Source organism: Azospirillum endophyticum (assembly GCF_016595245.1).
GTDB lineage: Bacteria > Pseudomonadota > Alphaproteobacteria > Azospirillales > Azospirillaceae > Azospirillum > Azospirillum endophyticum.
The window spans coordinates 1-21040 of sequence record NZ_JAENHM010000049.1 but is presented as its reverse complement, the minus strand read 5'-3'; the positions used below and the strand labels follow the sequence as shown (position 1 = coordinate 21040).

21 protein-coding genes and 1 pseudogene are annotated in these 21040 nt (G+C 66.7%); 15 read left to right on the top strand and 7 right to left on the bottom strand.

Annotated elements, in window-relative coordinates:
• Positions 1 to 170: 170 nt before the first annotated feature.
• The 6 genes from JHL17_RS16495 (at position 171) to JHL17_RS16470 (ending at position 8148) form a co-directional block, all read left to right on the top strand.
• Positions 171 to 1703, top strand: a complete 1533-nt coding sequence (locus JHL17_RS16495; RefSeq protein WP_200194680.1) for an acyl-CoA carboxylase subunit beta — start codon at positions 171 to 173, stop codon at positions 1701 to 1703.
• 11 nt (positions 1704 to 1714) lie between these two features.
• Positions 1715 to 3715 carry an acetyl-CoA carboxylase biotin carboxylase subunit gene (locus JHL17_RS16490; protein ID WP_200194678.1) on the top strand — a complete coding sequence of 667 codons (2001 nt, stop codon included), beginning with the start codon at positions 1715 to 1717 and terminating at the stop codon, positions 3713 to 3715.
• A gap of 169 nt (positions 3716 to 3884) precedes the next feature.
• Positions 3885 to 6038 (top strand): methylmalonyl-CoA mutase, encoded by a 2154-nt coding sequence (gene scpA / locus JHL17_RS16485; RefSeq protein WP_200194676.1) that lies wholly within the window; start codon positions 3885 to 3887, stop codon positions 6036 to 6038.
• Between the two features lie 65 nt (positions 6039 to 6103).
• Positions 6104 to 6217 carry a type II toxin-antitoxin system CcdA family antitoxin gene (locus JHL17_RS37995; RefSeq protein ID WP_200194674.1) on the top strand — a complete coding sequence of 38 codons (114 nt, stop codon included), beginning with the start codon at positions 6104 to 6106 and terminating at the stop codon, positions 6215 to 6217.
• Positions 6218 to 6484: 267 nt separating this feature from the next.
• Complete coding sequence (locus tag JHL17_RS16475; protein WP_247893595.1) at positions 6485 to 7258, top strand: DUF2161 domain-containing phosphodiesterase; 774 nt, start codon at positions 6485 to 6487, stop codon at positions 7256 to 7258.
• Positions 7259 to 7521: 263 nt separating this feature from the next.
• On the top strand, positions 7522 to 8148 hold the full coding sequence (locus JHL17_RS16470) for a MarC family protein (protein WP_211113442.1): 627 nt from the start codon (positions 7522 to 7524) through the stop codon (positions 8146 to 8148).
• Positions 8149 to 8199: 51 nt separating this feature from the next.
• On the opposite strand, the gene JHL17_RS16465 is transcribed toward JHL17_RS16470, so the two are convergent.
• Entirely contained in the window at positions 8200 to 8682 is a 483-nt protein-coding gene (locus tag JHL17_RS16465; protein WP_200194672.1) for a winged helix-turn-helix transcriptional regulator, read from the bottom strand.
• 121 nt (positions 8683 to 8803) lie between these two features.
• Here JHL17_RS16465 and JHL17_RS16460 point away from each other — a divergent pair, with 121 nt between their 5' ends.
• Genes JHL17_RS16460 through JHL17_RS16440 form a run of 5 tightly spaced genes read left to right on the top strand, consistent with a single transcriptional unit; the run spans position 8804 to position 13007 of the window.
• The gene (locus tag JHL17_RS16460; protein ID WP_200194670.1) at positions 8804 to 9526 is read left to right on the top strand and encodes a hypothetical protein; all 723 of its coding nucleotides are present in this window, start codon (positions 8804 to 8806) and stop codon (positions 9524 to 9526) included.
• Positions 9527 to 9566: 40 nt separating this feature from the next.
• Positions 9567 to 9848, top strand: coding sequence for an oxidoreductase (locus JHL17_RS37990; RefSeq protein WP_425599626.1), 282 nt, complete (start codon positions 9567 to 9569; stop codon positions 9846 to 9848).
• On the top strand, positions 9830 to 11227 hold the full coding sequence (locus JHL17_RS16450; protein WP_200194668.1) for a cytochrome ubiquinol oxidase subunit I: 1398 nt from the start codon (positions 9830 to 9832) through the stop codon (positions 11225 to 11227). The genes JHL17_RS37990 and JHL17_RS16450 overlap by 19 nt, the downstream gene beginning before the upstream one ends.
• Positions 11228 to 11232: 5 nt before the next feature.
• Positions 11233 to 12252 (top strand): cytochrome d ubiquinol oxidase subunit II, encoded by a 1020-nt coding sequence (cydB, locus tag JHL17_RS16445; protein WP_200194666.1) that lies wholly within the window; start codon positions 11233 to 11235, stop codon positions 12250 to 12252.
• 56 nt (positions 12253 to 12308) lie between these two features.
• Positions 12309 to 13007 (top strand): hypothetical protein, encoded by a 699-nt coding sequence (locus tag JHL17_RS16440; protein WP_200194664.1) that lies wholly within the window; start codon positions 12309 to 12311, stop codon positions 13005 to 13007.
• 15 nt (positions 13008 to 13022) lie between these two features.
• Here the strand turns inward: JHL17_RS16440 and JHL17_RS16435 are convergent, their stop codons facing one another.
• The 3 genes and pseudogenes from JHL17_RS16435 to JHL17_RS16425 all read right to left on the bottom strand — a co-directional run bounded on the left by JHL17_RS16435 (position 13023) and on the right by JHL17_RS16425 (position 15252).
• Positions 13023 to 13349, bottom strand: a complete 327-nt coding sequence (locus tag JHL17_RS16435; protein ID WP_200194662.1) for a hypothetical protein — start codon at positions 13347 to 13349, stop codon at positions 13023 to 13025.
• Positions 13346 to 13501 (bottom strand): annotated as a pseudogene (locus tag JHL17_RS16430) (IS5/IS1182 family transposase); the annotation flags it as partial. The gene JHL17_RS16435 and the pseudogene JHL17_RS16430, both read right to left, overlap by 4 nt.
• A gap of 233 nt (positions 13502 to 13734) precedes the next feature.
• Entirely contained in the window at positions 13735 to 15252 is a 1518-nt protein-coding gene (locus tag JHL17_RS16425) for a sensor domain-containing diguanylate cyclase (protein ID WP_200194658.1), read from the bottom strand.
• A gap of 465 nt (positions 15253 to 15717) precedes the next feature.
• Here JHL17_RS16425 and JHL17_RS16420 point away from each other — a divergent pair, with 465 nt between their 5' ends.
• Together JHL17_RS16420 and JHL17_RS16415 are read left to right on the top strand one after the other, a co-directional pair.
• On the top strand, positions 15718 to 16095 hold the full coding sequence (locus tag JHL17_RS16420; protein ID WP_200194656.1) for a response regulator: 378 nt from the start codon (positions 15718 to 15720) through the stop codon (positions 16093 to 16095).
• A gap of 45 nt (positions 16096 to 16140) precedes the next feature.
• Entirely contained in the window at positions 16141 to 16332 is a 192-nt protein-coding gene (locus JHL17_RS16415; RefSeq protein WP_200194654.1) for a hypothetical protein, read from the top strand.
• A gap of 129 nt (positions 16333 to 16461) precedes the next feature.
• On the opposite strand, the gene JHL17_RS16410 is transcribed toward JHL17_RS16415, so the two are convergent.
• From JHL17_RS16410 to JHL17_RS16400, 3 genes are read right to left on the bottom strand one after another with little or no spacing between them, the layout of a single operon-like run.
• A complete protein-coding gene (locus tag JHL17_RS16410; protein ID WP_200194652.1) occupies positions 16462 to 16779 on the bottom strand; it encodes a hypothetical protein in 318 nt (105 codons plus the stop codon).
• Between the two features lie 15 nt (positions 16780 to 16794).
• Positions 16795 to 17724: an ornithine cyclodeaminase family protein gene (locus JHL17_RS16405; protein WP_200194650.1), complete on the bottom strand. Its 930-nt coding sequence runs from the start codon at positions 17722 to 17724 to the stop codon at positions 16795 to 16797.
• Between the two features lie 24 nt (positions 17725 to 17748).
• Positions 17749 to 18894, bottom strand: a complete 1146-nt coding sequence (locus JHL17_RS16400; RefSeq protein ID WP_200194648.1) for a DSD1 family PLP-dependent enzyme — start codon at positions 18892 to 18894, stop codon at positions 17749 to 17751.
• Between the two features lie 95 nt (positions 18895 to 18989).
• Between JHL17_RS16400 and JHL17_RS16395 the strand changes: the two genes are divergently transcribed.
• Positions 18990 to 19922, top strand: a complete 933-nt coding sequence (locus JHL17_RS16395) for a LysR family transcriptional regulator (RefSeq protein ID WP_200194646.1) — start codon at positions 18990 to 18992, stop codon at positions 19920 to 19922.
• A 131-nt stretch (positions 19923 to 20053) separates the two neighbouring features.
• Positions 20054 to 20722, top strand: coding sequence for a hypothetical protein (locus JHL17_RS16390; RefSeq protein ID WP_200194645.1), 669 nt, complete (start codon positions 20054 to 20056; stop codon positions 20720 to 20722).
• The last annotated feature ends 318 nt before the right edge of the window (positions 20723 to 21040 follow it).

Here is a 21040-nt window from a genome sequence, read left to right as displayed (position 1 = left end):
TTTGCAAAGGGCTTCGCAACTTCGCACGTTTTTGCGAAGAGGCTGTTTGAAGCGCTGCGAAGTTTGTGAATAATCCGCGTCGTTCCAGTGGCGGCGTTCCGGTGAACGAGAACGTCGCTTGCCGCCGGAACGGGGACGGTCACTGAGACGACAAGGAATGGGAACGCCCGATGCAAGACATCCTGGCCAAGTTGGAGTCCAAGCGCGCCGCGGCGCGGCTGGGCGGCGGTGAGAAGCGCATCGCCGGCCAGCACGCCAAAGGCAAGCTGACCGCGCGCGAGCGGATCGACCTGTTCCTCGACGAGGGCTCGTTCGAGGAGTTCGACATGTTCGTCGAACACCGCTGCGTCGACTTCGGCATGGAAGGCCAGAAAATCCCCGGCGACGGCGTGGTGACCGGCCACGGCACCGTCAACGGCCGCCTCGTCTTCGTCTTCAGCCAGGACTTCACGGTCTTCGGCGGCGCGCTGTCGGAAGCGCATGCCGAGAAGATCTGCAAGATCATGGATCAGGCGCTGAAGGTCGGTGCTCCCGTGATCGGCCTGAACGACAGCGGCGGTGCCCGCATCCAGGAAGGCGTCGCCTCGCTCGGCGGCTATGCCGAGGTGTTCCAGCGCAACGTCGATGCGTCCGGCGTCATCCCGCAGATCTCGATGATCATGGGCCCCTGCGCCGGCGGCGCGGTCTATTCCCCGGCGATGACCGACTTCATCTTCATGGTGAAGGACAGCTCCTACATGTTCGTCACCGGCCCTGACGTGGTGAAGACCGTCACCCACGAGGTGGTGACCGCCGAGGAGCTGGGCGGCGCCGTCACCCACTCGACCAAGTCGGGCGTCGCCGATCTGGCCTTCGAGAACGACGTCGAGGCCCTGCTGCAACTGCGCCGCTTCGTCGATTTCCTGCCCTCCTCCAACCGGGAGAAGGCGCCGGTCCGCCCCTGCAGCGATCCGCTCGACCGCGAGGACTTCTCGCTCGACACGCTGGTGCCGGAGAACCCGAACAAGCCCTACGACATGAAGGAGCTGATCCTCAAGATCGTCGACGAGGGCGATTTCTTCGAGCTTCAGCCGGAATACGCCAAGAACATCCTGATCGGCTTCGCCCGGATGAACGGCTCCACGGTCGGCATCGTCGCCAACCAGCCGATGGTGCTGGCCGGCTGCCTCGACATCGACAGCTCGAAGAAGGCGGCGCGCTTCGTCCGCTTCTGCGACGCCTTCGAAATCCCGATCCTGACCCTGGTCGACGTCCCCGGCTTCATGCCCGGCACCAGCCAGGAGTATGGCGGCATCATCAAGCATGGCGCCAAGCTGCTGTACGCCTACGCCGAGGCCACCGTGCCGAAGGTGACCGTCATCACCCGCAAGGCGTATGGCGGCGCGTACGACGTCATGTCGTCCAAGCATCTGCGCGGCGACGTGAATTACGCCTGGCCGTCGGCCGAGATCGCGGTGATGGGCGCCAAGGGCGCGGTGGAGATCATCTTCCGCGGCGACATCGGCGACGCGGCGAAGATCGAGGCGCGGACCGAAGAGTACAAGCAGAAGTTCGCCAACCCCTTCGTCGCCGCCTCGCGCGGCTACATCGACGACGTCATCATGCCGCACGGCACCCGCCGCCGCGTCACCAAGGCGCTGTCCATGCTGAAGAACAAGCAGCTCCAGAACCCCTGGCGCAAGCACGACAACATTCCGCTGTGAGGGCCGGCAGCATGTTCGAGAAGATCCTCATCGCCAACCGTGGCGAGATCGCCTGCCGCGTCATCCGCACGGCACGCCGCATGGGCATCAAGACCGTCGCGGTCTATTCCGACGCCGACAGGAACGCGCTCCATGTCGAGATGGCCGACGAGGCCGTCCACATCGGCGCCGCCCCGTCCGCCCAGAGCTATCTGCTGATCGAGAAGATCGTGGAGGCCTGCAAGGCGACCGGCGCCCAGGCCGTCCACCCCGGCTACGGCTTCCTGTCGGAGAAGCGCGAGTTCCAGGAGGCGCTGGCGGCCGCCGGCATCGCCTTCATCGGTCCCGACGCCTTCGCCATCCAGGCGATGGGCGACAAGATCGAGTCCAAGAAGCTGGCCAAGAAGGCTGGCGTCTCCACCGTCCCCGGCTATCTCGGCGTCATCGCCGACGATTCGGAAGCGGTCACCATCGCCCGCGACATCGGCTATCCGGTGATGATCAAGGCCTCGGCCGGCGGCGGCGGCAAGGGCATGCGCGTCGCCTGGAACGACGAGGAGGCGCGCGAGGGCTTCCGCTCGGCGACCAACGAGGCGCGCTCCAGCTTCGCCGACGACCGCGTCTTCGTCGAGAAGTACATCCAGCAGCCGCGCCACATCGAAATCCAGCTTCTCGCCGACGGGCAGGGCACCTGCCTGTACCTGCACGAGCGCGAATGCTCGATCCAGCGCCGCCACCAGAAGGTCATCGAGGAGGCGCCGAGCCCCTTCCTCGACGCCGCCACCCGCAAGGCGATGGGCGAACAGGCCGTCGCGCTCGCCAACGCGGTGCAGTACAAGTCGGCCGGCACGGTCGAGTTCATCGTCGACGCCGAGCGCAACTTCTACTTCCTGGAGATGAACACCCGCCTCCAGGTCGAGCATCCGGTCACCGAGCTGATCACCGGCCTCGACCTCGTCGAGCTGATGATCCGCGTCGCCGCCGGCGAGAAGCTGACGCTCCGCCAGGAGGACGTGCAGCTGAACGGTTGGGCCGTCGAGGCCCGAGTCTATGCCGAGGATCCCTTCCGCAACTTCCTGCCGTCGACCGGCCGCCTGACCCATTACCGGCCGCCGGCCGCCGACAGCCATGTCCGCGTCGACACCGGCGTGTATGAGGGCGGCGAGATCTCGATGTACTACGATCCGATGATCGCCAAGCTCTGCACCTGGGGTCCGACGCGCGATGCGGCGATCGCCGAGATGCGCGAGGCGCTCGACCAGTATTACATCCGCGGCGTCAGCCACAACATCCCGTTCCTGGCCTCGCTGATGGCGAACCAGCGCTTCGTCGACGGGCGGCTGACCACCAACTTCATCGCCGAGGAATATCCGACCGGCTTCCACGCCTCCGACCTGCCGCCGGAAGACCCCGCCGTGCTGATCGCGGTCGCCGCGGTGATCCACCGCAGCCTGAACGACCGCGACATCCAGATCTCCGGCAAGATGGCCGGCAACAAGGCGACGGTGCGCGACGACTGGGTGGTGGTGCTGGACGGCACCCGGCATCCGGTGCACCTGCATGCCGCCGAAGGCAAGGCGCAACGCATCGGCTACGCCGTCGAGGTCGACGGCCAGCGCCACACGGTGCTGAGCGACTGGCGGATCGGCGAGCCGCTGTTCCATGGCACGGTGAACGGCACCGACGTCCGCGTCCAGATCGACCGCGTCGGCATCGGCTACCGCCTGCACCACAGCGGCTCCCAGGCCGTCGTCAAGGTGCTGACGCCGAAGGCGGCGGCGCTGGATGCCCTGATGCCGGTCAAGGCGCCGCCGGACATGTCGAAGTTCCTGCTGTCGCCGATGCCGGGCCTGCTGGTGTCGCTGGCGGTGTCGGAAGGCCAGGAGGTCAAGGCCGGCGAGGTGCTGGCCGTGGTCGAGGCGATGAAGATGGAGAACATCCTGCGCGCGTCGCAGGACGGGACGGTCGCGAAAATCCACGCAGCCCCGGGCAGCAGCCTGGCGGTCGATCAGAAGATCGTGGAATTCGCGTAACCGTATAATAAGAAGAAACGTATCGAGAGGAAGCGCGCCCCATTGCCCCCACCCTAACCCTCCCCCGCGATCGCAGGGGAGGGGATCTCTCCCTCCCCCGTCCAGCGGGGGAGGGTCGGGGTGGGGGCAATGCTCCACCACGCCCATAAGAAGCCCTCAGGAGGCGTCGATGACCGAGTTCCCGAAGAAGACCCTTGCCGATTGGGACAAGCTGGCCGCCAAGGATCTCGGCGCCGACGGCGACCTTGCCAAGCTGGTCTGGAAGACCCCGGAGGGGCTGGACGTCAAGGCGCTCTACACCGCAGCCGACCTCGAAGGGCTGGAGCTGGAGACGCTGCCGGGTTTCCCGCCCTATACCCGCGGCCCGCGCGCCACGATGTACGCGGTGAAGCCCTGGACCATCCGCCAATATGCCGGCTTCTCCACCGCCGAGGACTCGAACGCCTTCTACAAGGCCAACCTGAAGGCCGGCCAGATGGGCCTGTCGGTGGCCTTCGACCTCGCCACCCACCGCGGCTATGACAGCGACCATCCCCGCGTCGTCGGCGATGTCGGCAAGGCCGGCGTCGCCATCGACAGCGTCGAGGACATGAAGATCCTGTTCGCCGACATCCCGCTCGACAGGATGTCGGTGTCGATGACGATGAACGGCGCCGTGCTGCCGATCCTCGCCGGCTACATCGTCGCGGCGGAAGAACAGGGCGTCTCCCAGGACAAGCTGAGCGGCACCATCCAGAACGACATCCTCAAGGAGTTCATGGTCCGCAACACCTACATCTACCCGCCCGAACCCTCGATGCGGATCATCGCCGACATCATCGAGTACACCTCCCAGCACATGCCGAAGTTCAACTCGATCTCGATCTCCGGCTACCACATGCAGGAGGCCGGCGCCACGGCGGTGCAGGAACTGGCCTTCACCATCGCCGACGGCCTCGAATATGTCCGCGCCGCGATGTCGAAGGGGTTGGCCGTGGACAAGTTCGCGCCGCGCCTGTCCTTCTTCTTCTCCATCGGCATGAATTTCTTCATGGAGATCGCCAAGCTGCGCGCCGCGCGCCTGCTGTGGTCCTCCCTGATGCAGGAGAAGTTCCAGCCGAAGGACGCCCGCTCGCTGGCTCTGCGCACCCATTGCCAGACCTCGGGCGTCTCGCTGACCGAGCAGGACCCCTACAACAACGTCATCCGCACCACCATCGAGGCGATGGCGGCGGTGCTGGGCGGCACCCAGTCGCTGCACACCAACGCCTTCGACGAGGCGCTGGGCCTGCCGACCAAGACCTCGGCCCGCATCGCCCGCAACACCCAGCTGATCATCGCCGAGGAGGCCGGCGTCACCAAGGTGGTCGACCCGCTCGGCGGCTCCTATTACATCGAGCATCTGACCCACAGCCTCGCCAATGCGGCGCTGGAGCTGATCGGCCGGGTCGAGGAGATGGGCGGCATGACCAAGGCGGTCGAGAGCGGCATGCCCAAACTGCTGATCGAGGAGGCCGCCGCCCGCCGCCAGGCCGCCATCGACCGCGGCGAGGAGGTGATCGTCGGCGTCAACAAGTACCGCCCGGAGACGCCTGAGGGGGTGGACGTGCTGGACATCGACAACACCGCGGTCCGCGAGGCGCAGATCGCCCGCCTCAACCAAATCCGCGCCAGCCGCGACGAGGCGAAATGCCAGGCGGCGCTGGCGGCGCTGACCGAGGCCGCCGCGGCGAAGACCGGCAATCTGCTGGCCCTGTCGGTCGAGGCCACCCGCGCCCGCGCCACCGTCGGCGAGATCTCCGACGCGCTGGAAAAGGCCTTCACCCGCCATGTCGCCGTCATCCGCTCGGTGTCGGGCGTCTACGGCTCGGCCTATGAGGGCGACGAGGGCTTCAGGAAGATCCAGGAGGAGGTGGCGGCCTTCGCCGCCGAGGAGGGCCGCCGGCCGCGCATCCTGGTGGTGAAGATGGGCCAGGACGGCCACGACCGCGGCGCCAAGGTGATCGCCACCAGCTTCGCCGACATCGGCTTCGACGTCGACATCGGCCCGCTGTTCCAGACCCCGGACGAGGCGGCGCGGCAGGCGGTGGAGAACGACGTCCACATCATCGGCGTGTCGTCCCAGGCCGCCGGTCACAAGACGCTGGTGCCGCAGCTGATCGAGGACCTGCGCCGCCAGGGCGCCGGCGACATCCTGGTGGTCTGCGGCGGCGTGATCCCGCCGCAGGACTACGAGTTCCTCTACAAGGCGGGTGCCGCGGCGATCTACGGGCCGGGCACCAACATCCCGAAGGCGGCGTCGGACATCCTGGGCATCCTGCGCAAGCAGCGGGCGGCGGCGTGATGGCGTCCGACGATCGGCATGGCTTCTCAGCTTCGGAGGCTTGCGCATACCGCAAGCGAGCGCGTATGACCGAAGCCGAGAAGCAACGCTGGACTGAGAAAAACCGTGAGGCCTTCAAGGCTTACGATGAGTTTGTCGACAAGTACGGCCTCTTCGGCGACGGTAAGCGCCTATTCTAAAGGCCGTCCCCCTCTCCCCCCTGGGGAGAGGGTCGGGGTGAGGGGGAAGCACTTCGAGGATCCCTCTAGTATTGCGCAGTCCCTCACCTGGCTGCTGCGCAGCCACCCTCTCCCGCAAGCGGGCGAGGGTCCGCCCCCCTCACCCGGCCGGCGGTGCCGGCCGACCTCTCCCCGCTTTCGGCGGATCTTCGATCCGCCTGTCGCTTCAGCGCAAACGAAGTTTGCGCGTGAGCGGGGGGGAGAGGGGGATTTGCGGGCCTTCAGCGGATGACCATCACCGCTGAAACCGACCTCTACGCCCCTGTCAAAGCCTTCCTCGAAGCCCAGGGCTACGACGTGAAGGCGGAGATCCGCGGCTGCGATCTCGTCGCCACGCGCAACGGCGAGCCGCCGGTGATCGTCGAGCTGAAGAAGCGCTTCACCCTCGACCTCGTTCTCCAGGGGGTGGACCGGCTGGCGGTCAGCGACAGTGTCTATCTCGCCGTGCCGCAGCCGGGGCGCAAGGCCACCGGGGCGTCGCCGCTGGACGGCGACGTGAAGAAGCTGTGCCGCCGGCTGGGCCTCGGCCTGCTGATGGTCGATCCGGGGTTGGCCGAGGGCCGACAGGTCACCGTGCTGCTCGACCCCATCCCCTATACCCCGCGCAAGGACAAAAAGCGCACCCACCGCCTGCTGGGCGAGCACGCCCGCCGGGTCGGCGATCCCAACCGCGGCGGCTCCACCCGCGTCGCCATCGTCACCGCCTACCGCCAGGACGCCCTGCGCATCGCCCGCCTGCTGCGCGGCGGCCCCTTGAGCGTCGCGGCGCTGCGCAAGGCCGGGGCGCCGAAGGATGTCGGGCCGATGCTGCTGCGCAACGTCTATGGCTGGTTCGAGCGGGTCGGGCGCGGCACCTACGGCCTGACCCCGGCGGGCGTGCAGGGGGTCGAGGCCTTCGCCCATGCCCTGGCGGAGACGGGAAAGGATGATCCCATATCGCTCCCTCTCCCGTCCCGGGAGAGGGAAGGGGCCCATGCGGAGCATGGGAAGGGTGAGGGGTAATGCAAGTAACCATGCGGTTCGGGACTCTTGCCCAATCCCTCACCCTCCCCACTTCGTGGGTCCAAGGTCGCTCGCAAGTCTCGCGACCGCGCTCCGCCTACGATCACCTTCGGTGCTCGTCCGGCCTCCGGCCGTCGGCTACACGCCCTCTCCCGGGGCGGGAGAGGGCGATTGTCATGACTTGGCCGGAGGCGTGACACCCCGCGCCGCCAAGCCTATGATCGCCGCCACCCATCCCTGACCGCAAAACGCCGGAGCCGGCTTTGTCGGACTACATCAGCAACCTCGTCGTCTTCTTCGTCGTCGTCGATCCGCCGGGGCTGGTGCCGCTGTTCATCGCGCTGACCCGCGGCTTCGACGACCGGCACAAGCGGATCATCGCGCTGCGCGGCACCGCCATCGCCTTCGTCGTGCTGGTCTTCTTCGCCTATTTCGGCAAGGTCGTGCTGCAGACCCTGTCCATCGAGATGCCGGCCTTCCGCATCGCCGGCGGGGCGCTGCTGTTCTGGATCGCCTTCGAGATGCTGTTCGCCAAGCGCTCCGAACGCAAGGAGCGCGCGACCGGCGAGGCGATGACCGACGAGGACGCCCACGACATCGCCGTCTTTCCGCTGGCGGTGCCGCTGATTGCCGGGCCGGGCGCCATCACCTCGATCCTGCTGCTGATGGACCGCGTCGGCACGACGGCGGCCGGACAGGTCAGCGTGCTGGGCGCGGCGGCGACGGTGATCGGCGGGGTGACGCTGATCCTGCTGGGCGCCGACCGGGTTGGGCGGTTGCTGGGCCGCACGGTGATCCACACGGTCAGCCGGGTGCTCGGCATCGTGCTGGCGGCACTGGCGGCGCAGACGGTGATTTCCGGCATCACCGCGATCTATCCGCCCCACTGACCGCCGGGCGGTGTCGCCGCCGCCTTCCGGGAGGGCGCCTGTGGACGGAGGCTACCGTCGAGCAGGCCGTGCAGAAAGTCCAGGCTCCTGTCTTGGGGCAAGCCGGAAATCGCGGGAGCCGAGAGCACGACCGTCCTGCGCCATCAACAGTAGTTTGGCGAGTGGCTGTCCGCTTGGTTTGTCGACCATCGCGATGTCGAGTTCACCGGGATCGAAGCAGTTTTCCTCACCCCATTGCCAGAGTGCGATGAGGATGAGGTGGAGTTTCTCTCCCTTCGGAGTGAGCACGTAAAGGTGGCTGAGGGCGGAGTCTGGGTCCGGCTCGATGACGAATATTCCATTGTCGACCAGCTTCTTCAGGCGACTTGAAAGGATGTTTTTCGCGAGCCCCAAGCTCTTCTGGAACTCGCCGAATCTCTGCTTTCCTCCAAATGCTTCGCGCACGATCAACAGCGACCACCAATCGCCAATGACCTGAAGGGCGCGCGCGATCCCGCAGTTTGCCTGCCCCAGGTCCTTGCGCTTGCCCTTCATTCGGTTCTCCGTTCGTCGCGATCAATAGGGTTGCAAAGTTAAACCATTTCGGTCAGATGTCGAGAGGTTGCAAAGTTAAACCAAACGCCGCGGATGCCGGTGTCGGAAACGGAGGCATGGAATGAGTGACCTGTTGGAACTTGCTGTTTCAGCGCATGGCGGTTGGGACCGCTGGCAGACGCTCAGGACGGTGAGCGCGCATGTCTCGATCGGCGGCGGCGTCTGGCACCTCAAGGGCTGGCCGGACGTGTTCAAGGACGCTCGGGTCTCGATCGACCCTCACAAGCAGCACACCGAATATTCGCCCTTCGTCCAGGCTGGCCGGCGCACGGTATTCGACGCCGCGCGCACGGCGGTCGTGACCGATGGCGGGGAGGTCGTCGAGCAGCGTGAGGAACCGAGGAAGGCGTTCGAGGGCCATAGCCTGACGACGCCGTGGGATGCCCAGCATCTGATCTACTTCACCGGCTACGCCATGTGGACCTATCTGACCACGCCCTTTCTCTTCAAGCTCCCAGGGGTCGAGAGCGAGGAAATCGAACCGTGGTTGACGGAAGATGGAGAGACGTGGCGCCGTCTGAAGGTGATGTTCCCGTCGGGCATCGAGACGCATTCGACCGAGCAGACCTTCTATTTCGATGCCTCGGGGATTCTTCGGCGTCATGACTACAGCGCGGATGTCCTGGGCGGGACGTCGAGCGCCAATTATGCGATGGAACACAAGACGTTCGGCGGTTTCGTCTTCCCGACCAGGCGGCGCGTATACGCGATCGGGGAGAACAACCTGCCCCTGCGTGAGCGCGTGGCGGTCGCAATCGACTTCCTCACCATCGACGTGGTGTGACAGGGGATCTTCGGTGGCCTGATCGGCTTCCTTTTCACCTTTGAAGCTCGGCGCCGGGTTCGACGGTGTCGAGCTTCACGGGGCGAACGGCTACCTCATCGAGCAGTTCCTGCAGTCGAACGCAAATCGACGGACGGATCGCTATAGCGGCTCCATAATACCTTGTGCGGGCGGGTTTGATACTGAAAGACTAGTTCCCCTTTCCGCGGCTGCCGCCCACCCTAAATCGCCTCCTGCCACACCGGCACCCGGCACCCGCCCGGCGTCGGGCTTTCCACGCGCCCAACAGAAGAGGCGGCGGCCATGGAACTCGATCCATTGATCCTGTCGCGACTCCAGTTCGCGTTCACGATCTCCTTCCACATCCTGTTCCCCAGCTTCACGGTTGGACTTGCCTGCTGGATCGCGCTCCTGGAAGCGCTGTGGGTCGGCACCGGCAAGGGCATCTACCGCAGCCTGTCGGAGTTCTGGACCCGCATCTTCGCGCTGTCCTTCGGGCTGGGCGTGGTGTCGGGCATCGTCATGTCCTACCAGTTCGGCACCAACTGGAGCCGCTGGTCCGACACGGTGGGCAACGTCCTGGGGCCGCTGATCCAGTACGAGGTGGTGACCGCCTTCTTCCTGGAAGCCGCCTTCCTCGGCATCCTGCTGTTCGGGCGCGACCGGGTGCCGCGCGGCATCCACCTGATGGCGGCCTGTCTGGTGGCGCTCGGCACCCTGCTGTCGTCCTTCTGGATCCTGTCGGCCAACAGCTGGATGCACACCCCGGCCGGCTTCGAGATCAAGGACGGCCGCTACTTCGTCACCGACTGGTGGCAGGTGGTGTTCAACCCGTCCTTCCCCTATCGCCTGACCCACATGGTGACGGCGATGTTCCTGACCACCAGCTTCGTCGTCGCCGGCATCAGCGCCTTCTACCTGCTGAAGCGTCGCCATTCCGACCATGCGAAGCTGGGGCTCGGCATGGCGCTCGGCCTGATCACCGTGCTGGCGCCCCTGCAGATCTTCCTCGGCGACCAGCACGGCCTGAACACGCTGGAACACCAGCCGGCCAAGATCGCCGCCATGGAAGGCAACTGGGAGGGCGGCCCACGGGCGCCGCTGGTCCTCTTCGCCATCCCCGACGTGAAGGCGGAGACCAACCGGCTGGAGATCGGCATCCCCGCTCTGTCCAGCCTGATCCTGACCCACGACTTCGACGGCAGCGTCCCCGGCCTGAAGCAGTTCCCGGCCGATGAGCGGCCCGACCCACGCATCATCTTCTGGACCTTCCGCCTGATGGTCGGCATCGGCCTGCTCATGCTGACGGTGGCGGCGGTGCATCTGGTGCTAAGGGTCCGCGGCCGCCTCTACAGCAGCGACTGGTTCAACCGCATCCTGGTCGGCTGCATGCCGATCGGCTTCGTCGCCATCCTGGCCGGCTGGTTCACCACCGAAATCGGCCGCCAGCCCTGGGTCGTCCAGGGCCACCTGCGCACCGCCGACGCGGTGACGCCGTCGCTGACGACCGAGGCGGCGCTGGTCTCGCTGCTGTCCTTCGTCGTCGCCTACGCCATCATCTACGGCGCCGGCACCTATTACCTGATCCGCCTGCTGCGCACCGGCCCGACGCACATCCACGACGCCAAGCAGCCGCCGGAGGCGCAAAGCCCGAAACGGCCGCTGTCGGCCGCCGATTCTTCCATCGAAGCCGCGGAGTGAGCCCCATGCAGGAGATTGCGGAAGGAAGCCTGCTGACCCTGATCTGGGTCGGGATCGTCGGCTTCGCGGTGTTCATGTATGTGCTGATGGACGGCTTCGACCTCGGCATCGGCATCCTCTATCCCTTCGCCCCGACGGAGGAGGACCGCGACACCATGATGAACACGGTGGCGCCGGTCTGGGACTTCAACGAGACTTGGCTGGTGCTGGGCGGGGCGGGGCTGTTCGCCGCCTTCCCCATCGCCTATGCCGTGGTGCTGCCGGCGATGTACCTGCCGTTGCTGGTCATGCTGATCGCCCTGATCTTCCGCGGCGTTGCCTTCGAATTCCGCTTCAAGGCGCGGGCGGGCCGGCACTGGTGGAACCGCTCCTTCTTCCTCGGCTCGCTGCTGGCGACCTTCGCCCAGGGCGTCGTTCTCGGTTCCTTCATCCAGGGCATCCCGGTGTATGAGCGGCAGTTCGTCGGCGGCATGCTGCACTGGCTTTCCCCCTTCGCCCTGTTCTGCGGGGCGGCGCTGGTGGTCGGCTATGCCCTGCTGGGGGCGACCTGGCTGATCTGGCGCACCATCGGGCCGTTGCAGGACTGGTGCTTCCGCATGGCGCGGCGGCTGATGCTGGTGGTTCTCGTCGGCGTGGCGGCGGTCAGCCTGTGGACGCCCTTCCTGCTGCCGCAGATCGCCCTGCGCTGGTTCTCGCTGCCCAACCTGCTCTTCCTGTCGCCGGTGCCGATCGTCACCGCGCTGCTGGCCTTCGCCCTGTGGCGCGCCATCGACAACGGCCGGGAGGTGGCGCCCTTCGTGCTGTCGATGGCGCTGTTCGCCCTGTCCTATCTCGGCCTCGCCATCAGCCTGTGGCCGCACCTGATCCCGCCCGGCGTCACCGTGTGGGAGGCGGCGGCCCCGCCCAAGACGCAGGTGTTCCTGCTGGTCGGCATGGCCTTCCTGATCCCGTCGATCCTCGGCTACACCGCCTATTCCTACTGGGTCTTCCGCGGAAAGGTGACGGGCGCCTTCGGTTACCATTGAGCCGACGGGGCGCCCCGGCCTAAAAGAGGGGCCGTTTCAAGGGAGGAGGGGCCGCCATGGACATCGACATCAGCTTCGCCGAGGCCATGCTGCGCCGTGGCGCCGGCCTGCTGGAGGCGGACGCGGATTCGGCGGGCGCCGATCCCTTCGCCGTGCTGGCCCGGCTGCTGGCCGCCGCCGCGTCGACCGACGCGCCGCTGGTGGTGCTGAGCGAGGGCGGCAGCCACCTCGCCCTGTTCGACGAGGCCAGCCGCCGGGCGGGGGAGCCGCTGACGGCCCGCCTCGCCGGTCTCGCCGCCACGCACCAGGGCGAGCGCGCCACCATGTACGAGTTCGACGGCACCGGCGCACTGACCGGCAACCGCATCGTCGCCGCCCTGCTGCGGCCGGAGGACCGGCCCGACCTGCTGCATGTCTACATCGCCGTCGGCCGCCTGCGCGGCGGCGAGGCGCAGATCACCGTACCGCCGGCCCTGCTGCGCTTCGATGCCGCGGCGCTGGGCCGGACGCTGGGGCTGCTGGGCGACGCCGTGGCGCGCAGCGCGAACGCCGCCACAGCGGCGCTGGCCCATGCCGCCGCCATCCTGCCGATGGAGGGCCATGAGGAGGGCGGCATGCCGGCGGCCCTGCTGGACCTCTACTGGCATGCGCTGACGCTGGCGTCGGTGCGTACCGCCGGCGGGGCCGGGCTCTCTGTGCGCGCCGCTGGCGGCGGCGCAGGGCTGGCGGGAATGACGCCGGAGGGGAATGCCTGACAGGCTGCCGAAAAGCTACCAGCGGCGAGCCTTGATCTGGATTTCGTCGCCGTGATCGATGCTGATTTCGACCTCAATGCTCCCATCCTCAGCCAATTCGGCCGTACCGGTGCCGCGGATGGGGGTCATCTCGTCGCTGCCATCGAAATCGAAGAAGATGATGCTGACGCCGGTTTTGCACTCCAGGCTGGCCTGAAGGGCGCCGAACACCATTTCGCCGCGGCCGTCCTCGTCGAAGCGGATGCAGGCCGGCTCGACCAGATCGAGATATGCGCGGTCCCACTGGTCGGATTCGGTGAGGCGCCATTTGCCGAACACCTTGCAACGTTGTGCCGCCGTCATGGCGTCGCCTCCTCCAGCTTGGACAGCCGGATCAGGTTAAAGGCCGCCGTGGCGAAGGGGAAGGCCCAGCCTGCCCGGGGGATGCCGCGGAAGCGACTCTTCCGGTGACCGGCCACCGTCTTGATCCAGCCGAACACCTGCTCGATGGGCTTGCTGCCGTGTCGGTTCACCGCGTAGCCGGAATACGGGGGCACTACACGAAAATGATCAGATTGTCCGGGATGTGGGAACACGGTGAGACTGTGGATTCCACCCTCTCGCAGGGTCGGCTTGTCATAACGCCCGGAGGCTGCTTTACAGCCACAGTGCGGTGAGGCCGGAGCTGTGCCGGGAGTTCGAGCGAAGATCGTCGGCGTCACGCCGCACTGACATAGTGAGCAAGAAATCAGGCTGCGGACTTCTCGGCGCAGGACAGGCAGGGCTCCTGCATCGGCTCATGAATAGACCAAGCGCCTTTGCCCATTTTCTTGGCGCGGTACATCGCGGCGTCCGCCACGCGCAGAGAACAAGGCAGGTCGCTGCATTCGCCTGCGGTGAATGCAATTCCTATGCTGCATCCCACGCCCATATCCAGATCGCGAACCTCCTTGATGATGCGATCGGCGACACTGGTGGCGACCGTCCGGATATTGGGAACGTGCCCGGACAGGCAGATGACGAATTCATCGCCGCCAAGCCGGCCGATCAGATCGCCGTCCCGGATCGTCCGGCGCATGATCTCGGCAACCACCACCAGAACCTTGTCGCCTTGTTCGTGGCCGTGCCGATCGTTCACCCCCTTGAAGCCGTCAAGGTCGATGTAAAGAAAGGCGAGAACCGATCCCCTCCGGCCTGCGCTCCGGTGCATTCCCTCCGCCAGTTCGATGAACAACCCGCGGGCGGGCAGACCGGTCAGAGGGTCGCGTCGGGCTTGATGGAGTTCGGCGCCCAATTGCTGCGCGGCGCTCTCGGCTTCGATCGCGCGGATTTGGCTGCGGTGCTCGCGGCGGATCATGCGTGCCCCCCACACGAGCAGGAGCAGGACAAGCGTCGTGGTCAGGATCACTTCGGCGATGAACCAGAGTGAGCGGGACTGCCAGGCGGCAAACGTCGACCCGCTCTCGATCCCGGTATAGACGACCAAGTTCAGACTGGGAATGAGCCGGTATGCTGCGAGCCGCTCCTTGCCGTCCAGCATGGATCGTGCCCAGTAGACGCCACTCGGTGAGCGTGGGAGTTGTTCCTGAAAGAGCGGTCCGTGCCGGTTGTTCTTGCCGAGATGGCTGGAGAGATCGGGGTTACGGGCAACGATCTCGCCGTCGGTGCGGAAGACAGTCACGGTGGTCTCAAGCCCGAAGGACATCAGGGCATAGAAGTTGACCAACCATTCCGTCTTCATTGCGGTGCTTGCGACGCCGATGATTTCGCCGGTCCAGTCGCGGATCGGCCGCGCGATGATGAAGATGATACGGTTATCCAAACGACTGTGCAGTGCCGGACTGATCACGAGGTCGGCGCCCTCCATCACCGCCCGGAAATAGGGGCGATCGGCAACGTTGATCGGCCGGTCCTGCTGCCGGCCGGTCCCGACCACGCTGTTTCCCTGGGCGTCGAACAGCCAGAGAGTGTCGCCACCGTCCACATTGGCGAGTGCGTCGCGCAGTCGGTACCAGTAAGGGGGAGTTCGCACGGCCTCGATGCTGCCGGCATCGTCGACCACAGTGGCAGCCTGGTGCAAGGCGATTTCCGCGCCTCTGATGGTATGCAGGACATGGGATTCGACGACCTTGGCCATGTCGGCGGCAAGCGCCTCCATCTGTGCGACGGTGGTCTGCCGGTCCCGCCAGACGACGTGGGCCGTCATGCCGATGACGACGATCAAAGCCATTGCGGCGGCGAGCAGAGCGCTCTGGTGTCTGGGCATGTCTACTCCGCTGCAACAGCGAGATGATAAGAACGTGAACTCTTGTGCAAGGAGCATACCGGAGCGGAAGGTTCAGATAGGCGCGGGGGAACCCTGATCGGTCCCTGCAATCATTGCAGGTTGCCTCGCAAAACTGGAGGTGCTGGGCAGAATGCGGTTGCGCCGGACAGCAGAGGGAGCTGTTCCAAGGGTCCTCCCACCCCCTCGCTTTCGGTTGTGGAGGGCGGTTTTCCAAATTGCCCCGTGTTTGCTTTCTCGGCCGGCGTGTTCTTGAGGCATGCCCGGCGGGCTGGGCGAAAGAGAGAATCGCACCAAATCGCGAATTAATCTGCCTTGGCAATAACAGAAAATTATATTTTATTTAGGATGGTCACTAATTAAGTGTAGTGTCGAAATTATTTTCCGATATCAAATTTGTGTTTGTTCAGGTATTTCCAGGGGACTTAAAACCCTATGGTGCGATCCATGTCCGGCTCGTTTCATGTTCTGCTCGCCGAGGACGAGGATCTTGTTGCCATGGTGGTGGCCGAAATTCTGGAGGCCGAAGGGTTCCGGGTCACCGTCACGCACAACGGGCTGGAGGCCATCGAGGCCGACGCCGCCGATCCGGCCGACATCCTGCTCACGGACATGCGCATGCCGGTGATGGGCGGCGAGGCGCTGATCCGGATGATCCGGCAGCGGCGGCCCGACCTGCCGATCGTCGTCATGACCGGCTACAGCGAGCATCTTCCGGCCGAGGAGCCGGGGCGCCTGACGGTCCTGCGCAAGCCTTATGCGGTGTCCGCCCTGGCCCCGACGATCAAAGCTCTTCTTGCCCGCCGGACGGTGCCGGCTCCCTGAGGGGGCGGCGCGCAACGGGGGGCGGTCGGACCTGTTGCGATGGGGATGGACGATCCCACGGAAGATGAGCGGGTCCGGATGGCGCGCGAGCGGGCGCGACGGGCGGCCGAGGCGTCGGCGGCGGCCAAGACGCGACTGACGCGGTGCGAGGCGATGGCGACGGCGGCCGTCCGGCGTCTGCGGGACCTCCGGGCGTGGTGGGAGGCGTGGCAGCGGGATCACGTCAACCGGTCCTAAGCGCGGTTGCAGAAGTGCATATTCCATTTACCTATAGGAAGTGCGCTGGTTGTGTCCGGGCAAGCCCTTGATCTGCCGAGGCTTCGCGCGCAACGGGAAATTATGAAGCAATCGTTGAGACGTCTCAGATCAAGATTTTGTGTGCGACCGCCTCTCAGCCAGCCCCTGCAGATTGAAACTTGGCTTGGCCCGGCTGAAGCCGGCAAAACGAACCTTGGTCAGTGCGGGTGCGCCCGCGGTCTCACCGTGTTCCCACATCCCGGACGATAAGATCACTTTCGCGTTGTGACCCCGATACCGCGTGGCGGGCGCACCGATGCGCGAATGCCGCCCCGACATGTTCTGTTCCACCTGCGGCGTCGCCTTCAAGGCCCGCCGTTCGGCCACCAAATCCGCCGTACCGTAGCCCTTGTCGAAGTCTACGAAGTCCGGGAGCTTCCGACCCAAGCTCAACCGACGCCATCAGGCACCATCTGCATCCCGATGCTTCGCAAGAAGCGACCGGGCGATGTACAGGTCCTGCAGCGACAGCCCGGAACTGTCGAAGACCGTGATCTCGTCGCGTGACCGCCGGCCGGGGTGCCGCCCAAGCAACACCTCGCCGATCGCCGTCACGGCCGCATTGGGCGGGGCGTGCTGAAACTCGCCGATGGCATGCGACTGCTCCGGCAGATCACAGAACAATCCGGCCCGGCCGAGCAATTCCGGGGGCAGTTCCTGCTTGCCGCGCGCGTCGGACCCCATGCTGGCGACATGGGTGCCGGGCCGCACCCAGTCCGCGTCGAACAGAGGCGCTCTGGCCGGCGTGGCGGTGACGATGATGTCGGCAGCGGCGCAGGCGGCCTTGGCGTCCGAAATCTCGGCCGTCAGCCCCTGCCGCTGCAGTTCGGCCGCCATCGCTTCGCCGCGCGCCGGATCGCGGGTGACCACCAGCACCCGGCGGAGCGTCCGCACCCGGGCCAGGGCCAGGCATTCGAAGCGGGCCTGATGGCCGGCGCCGAAGACGGCCAGGATCCCGGCATCCGGACGCGCCAGCCGGTCCGCCGCGACGGCATCGGCGGCGGCGGTGCGGTAGGCGTTGACCACGCCGGCCTCGATCGCCACGCCGATCCGTCCGGTCTCCTGGTCGAACAGCAGGATCAGCGAATTGTGGCGCTCCAGGCCGCGATCGGGGTTTCCCGGCCAGTAGGAGCCGATTTTCAGCCCGGCAAGCTCCGCGGCCGCCGCCGCCTTGACCGTGAAGCGGTTGGCGGAGGACGAACCATGGCCGAGCACGACCGGAAAGGACGTCGATCCATCGCCACAGGCGGCGATCAGGGCTTCGCGCGCGGCCTCGAACGCCATCTCGTGGGTCACCAGGGCGGCGGAGGTGGCTTCGGACATGAACAGCATGATCGGGTTCCTTTCTTGCTTCCGTCACCAGCCGCGGAAGCGGGGCCAATGGGCCATCGGTTGGGAGGCGTCGTCCGGCAGCACCGAGAATCCGTCGAACTGGGCGGCCGTGGCGCAGGCATGGTTGGGCAGGAGGCGCAGCAGCGTGCCGACCGGCAGGTCCGGCAGGACGGCGGCGCTGTCCGGGCGGCGGGCGACGATGCCATGCTCCTGGTTGACGCCGGTGACGATCAGGCCGTCGAGCACCCGGCCGTCGATGTCGCAGACGACGCCGTAACCCTGGTCGACCGCCTGCGCCGCCGTTCCGCGGTCGCGCGACAGCGCCATCCAGCCCGCATCGACGATGATCCAGCCGCGGTCGCGCCGATGCCCGATCACCGTGGTCAGCACCGACAAGGCGATGTCGTCGAGCGAACAGACGCCGATTCCCGCCATCACCAGATCGAACAGGGCGAAGACGCCGGCCCGCATTTCGGTGACGCCGGTGAGGTCGCGGGCGAAATGGGCCGTGGGGGTGGAGCCGACGCTGACCACCGGGCAGGGCAGGCCGGCGGCCCGCAACGCCGTTGCCGCGGTGACGGCGGCCAGCCGCTCCTGCTCGGCGAAGCCCGCCAGGGCATCGGCGCCCACCGCGCCGTAGCTCTCCCCGGCATGGGTGACGACTCCACGCAGGGCGGCCCCTCCCTGTTCCAGGACGCGGCCGATGGCGACCGCGGCCGGATCGTCGGGCCGCAGGCCGGACCGATGGCCGTCGCAATCGATCTCGATCAGGACCGGGATCGGGTCGCCCGTCCTCCGCGACGCGTCCGCGACGGCGGCGGCCTGCCCGGGCGAGTCCAGCACCACGCTGAGATCGCAGCCCGCGGCGCGCAGGGCCAGCACCCGCTCCAGCTTCCGGGGCGCGATGCCGACCGCGTACAGAATGTCCCGCACCCCGGCGGCGGCGAAGGCTTCCGCCTCCTTCAAGGTGGAGACGGCCGCGGGACCGTTGCCGCCGGTCAGCAGCCGGCGTGCGGCCTCCACCGATTTCACCGTCTTCAGATGGGGACGCAGCGCCACGCCCAGCGGGTCCAGACGGCCACGGAGGCGGGCGATGTTCCGCAGCATGCGGGGTTCATCGAGGACGAGGGCCGGGGTGGGCAAGGCATCGAGGGTGTCGGCGATCGTCATGGCTCGGTCCGTTTTGTGGGGCATGCGCAAAACTACTTGCCGCGACCTTCAGACGCCATTTCACGAAACTGTATTCTGAATTAAGCTGGTACTTAATGATCACATCGAACGATCTGCACTTCTTCGCGGTTCTCAGCGGCGCGCGCTCCCTGGCCGCAGCCGCCCGTGCGCTCGACGTCACGCCGCCGGCGGTGACCCAGCGGCTGCAGCAGCTCGAACAGCGGCTGGGCGTGCGGTTGGTGGAACGATCCAGCCGGCAGCTGCACCTGACGGTTGAAGGCGAGCTGCTGGCCGGCCGCGGGGCCGAACTGCTGGCCGAGCTGGATGGTCTGGCCGACGCGCTGGTCGCGCGGCGGAAGAAGGTGACCGGTCATCTGCGCGTCGCGGCCCCCTTCGGCTTCGGGCGGCGCTACGTCGCCCCGGCGATGGCGGCCCTGCGGACCCGGCATCCCGACGTGACGCTGAGCCTGATGCTGTTCGAAGACCCGGCCTTTCCGCGCGCTGACGGCTGGGACGTGCTGATCCATGTCGGTGCATTGGGCGACTCTGCGCTGACGCTGCACCGCCTGGCCGCAAACCGTCGGATCCTCTGTGCTTCGCCGGCCTATCTGGCCCGTTGTGGCATGCCTGAGCGCCCGGAGGATCTGCGTCGCCATGACTGCGGCGTGATCCGGGAGAACAAGACGGACGAATCCCTCTGGCGTTTTGCCGGTTCCGATGGCGAACAGGTCACTCTCCGGCTCCAGCCGGCCCTCGCCAGCAATGACGGTACCGTCATCCGGGACTGGGGATTGGCCGGGCTGGGCATCATCGTCCGCTCCGAATGGGATGTCGCCGACGATCTCAAGCTAGGCCGGCTGATCGCCTTGCTGCCCGGCTGGCAGTTGCCGGACGCCGACATCGTGGCGTTGACCGGGTCACGCAGCGGACGGGTGGCCCGCGTTGCCACGTTCCTGGAGGAACTGCGATCGACCCTCCACCCCATTCCCTGGCGGGTTGATCGGCCGGAACACGTGATCGGCGAATGACGGCCGAACACCGTCGCTCCGGGGGGCGGAGGGAAACCGCCCCGCTCCCGGTTTTGCACAAAGTCCACCGAACAAGGATTAAAATCCTATAACCTCTCCGCAAGGGTCCCATCATCCTGCGGAGCGAAGCCATGCCCCTCGACAGCCGTACCCTCCAGAACGACCATTTCCCCTGCTGGGCAGAGGAGCCGCCGGTGCCTGCCGAAGGCGCGCTGGTCCCTGGTTCCCAGTTCCATGAGGAGCAGTGGATCATGGCCGCCGGCATGCTGTCCCGCGGCAGTTCCTTCCTCCAGGTCTCCCGCGCCATGGGCTGCAGCCGCACCACGCTGTGGCGGGCCTATTACGGCTCCAAGGACTTTCGTCATAGGGTGTGGTGGGAGCGGCAGGCGCTGAACCGTGAGGCCGAGCTGCGGCTGTCCTCGCTGCGGATCCTGGTGGCCGAACAGATCGAGCGGCTGGTCGCCGCCGGCGACCCCTCCATCGTCCGCTGGCTGGCCGACCGGCTCGGCCTTTTCGACGGGCTCGACGCCCGGATCGCACCGGATGCCAAGCCGCAAGCACCCAGGCCCGAAGATCCTCCCGCCGTCACCGTCCCCGAACTCGACGACGACCTCCCCGGCGCCCTGCGTGAGCGCACGCCACCCGATCCGCGCGCCGTCGCCGCGATCCTCGCCCGGCCGGAAGCCGAAGGCCCGAAGGGCGTCTATCCCTGGACCGTCAACCCCGACGATCCCTATCCCAGCCTCGCCGCCGGGCCGGCAAACGGCCGCGCTGCCGGCCCCTTCTCGCGGCGCCGCTAGGCCAAGGCAACGAAGTCAGGTCACGGTCGCATGCAGATCGCCCTCTCTCCCCCCGGGAGAGGGAGGGGACCCGCGCCGAAGGCGTGGGGAGGGTGAGGGGGCCGGCGCGCTCTGCGCGCCGCCAAGGGGCATACTGCCCCTTGGCAATCCCCTGGCGCGGTCGTTCCGACCGCGCTACCCCCCTCACCCAACCCTCTCCTCAAGGGGGCTACGGCATGCACAGATCTCGCATCCGCGAAGAAAGCACAACCTCTGGCGGTGAATAGCCCTTCTCCCCTTGCGGGGCGGGATCGGCCAAACGCCAACGGCGTTTTGCCG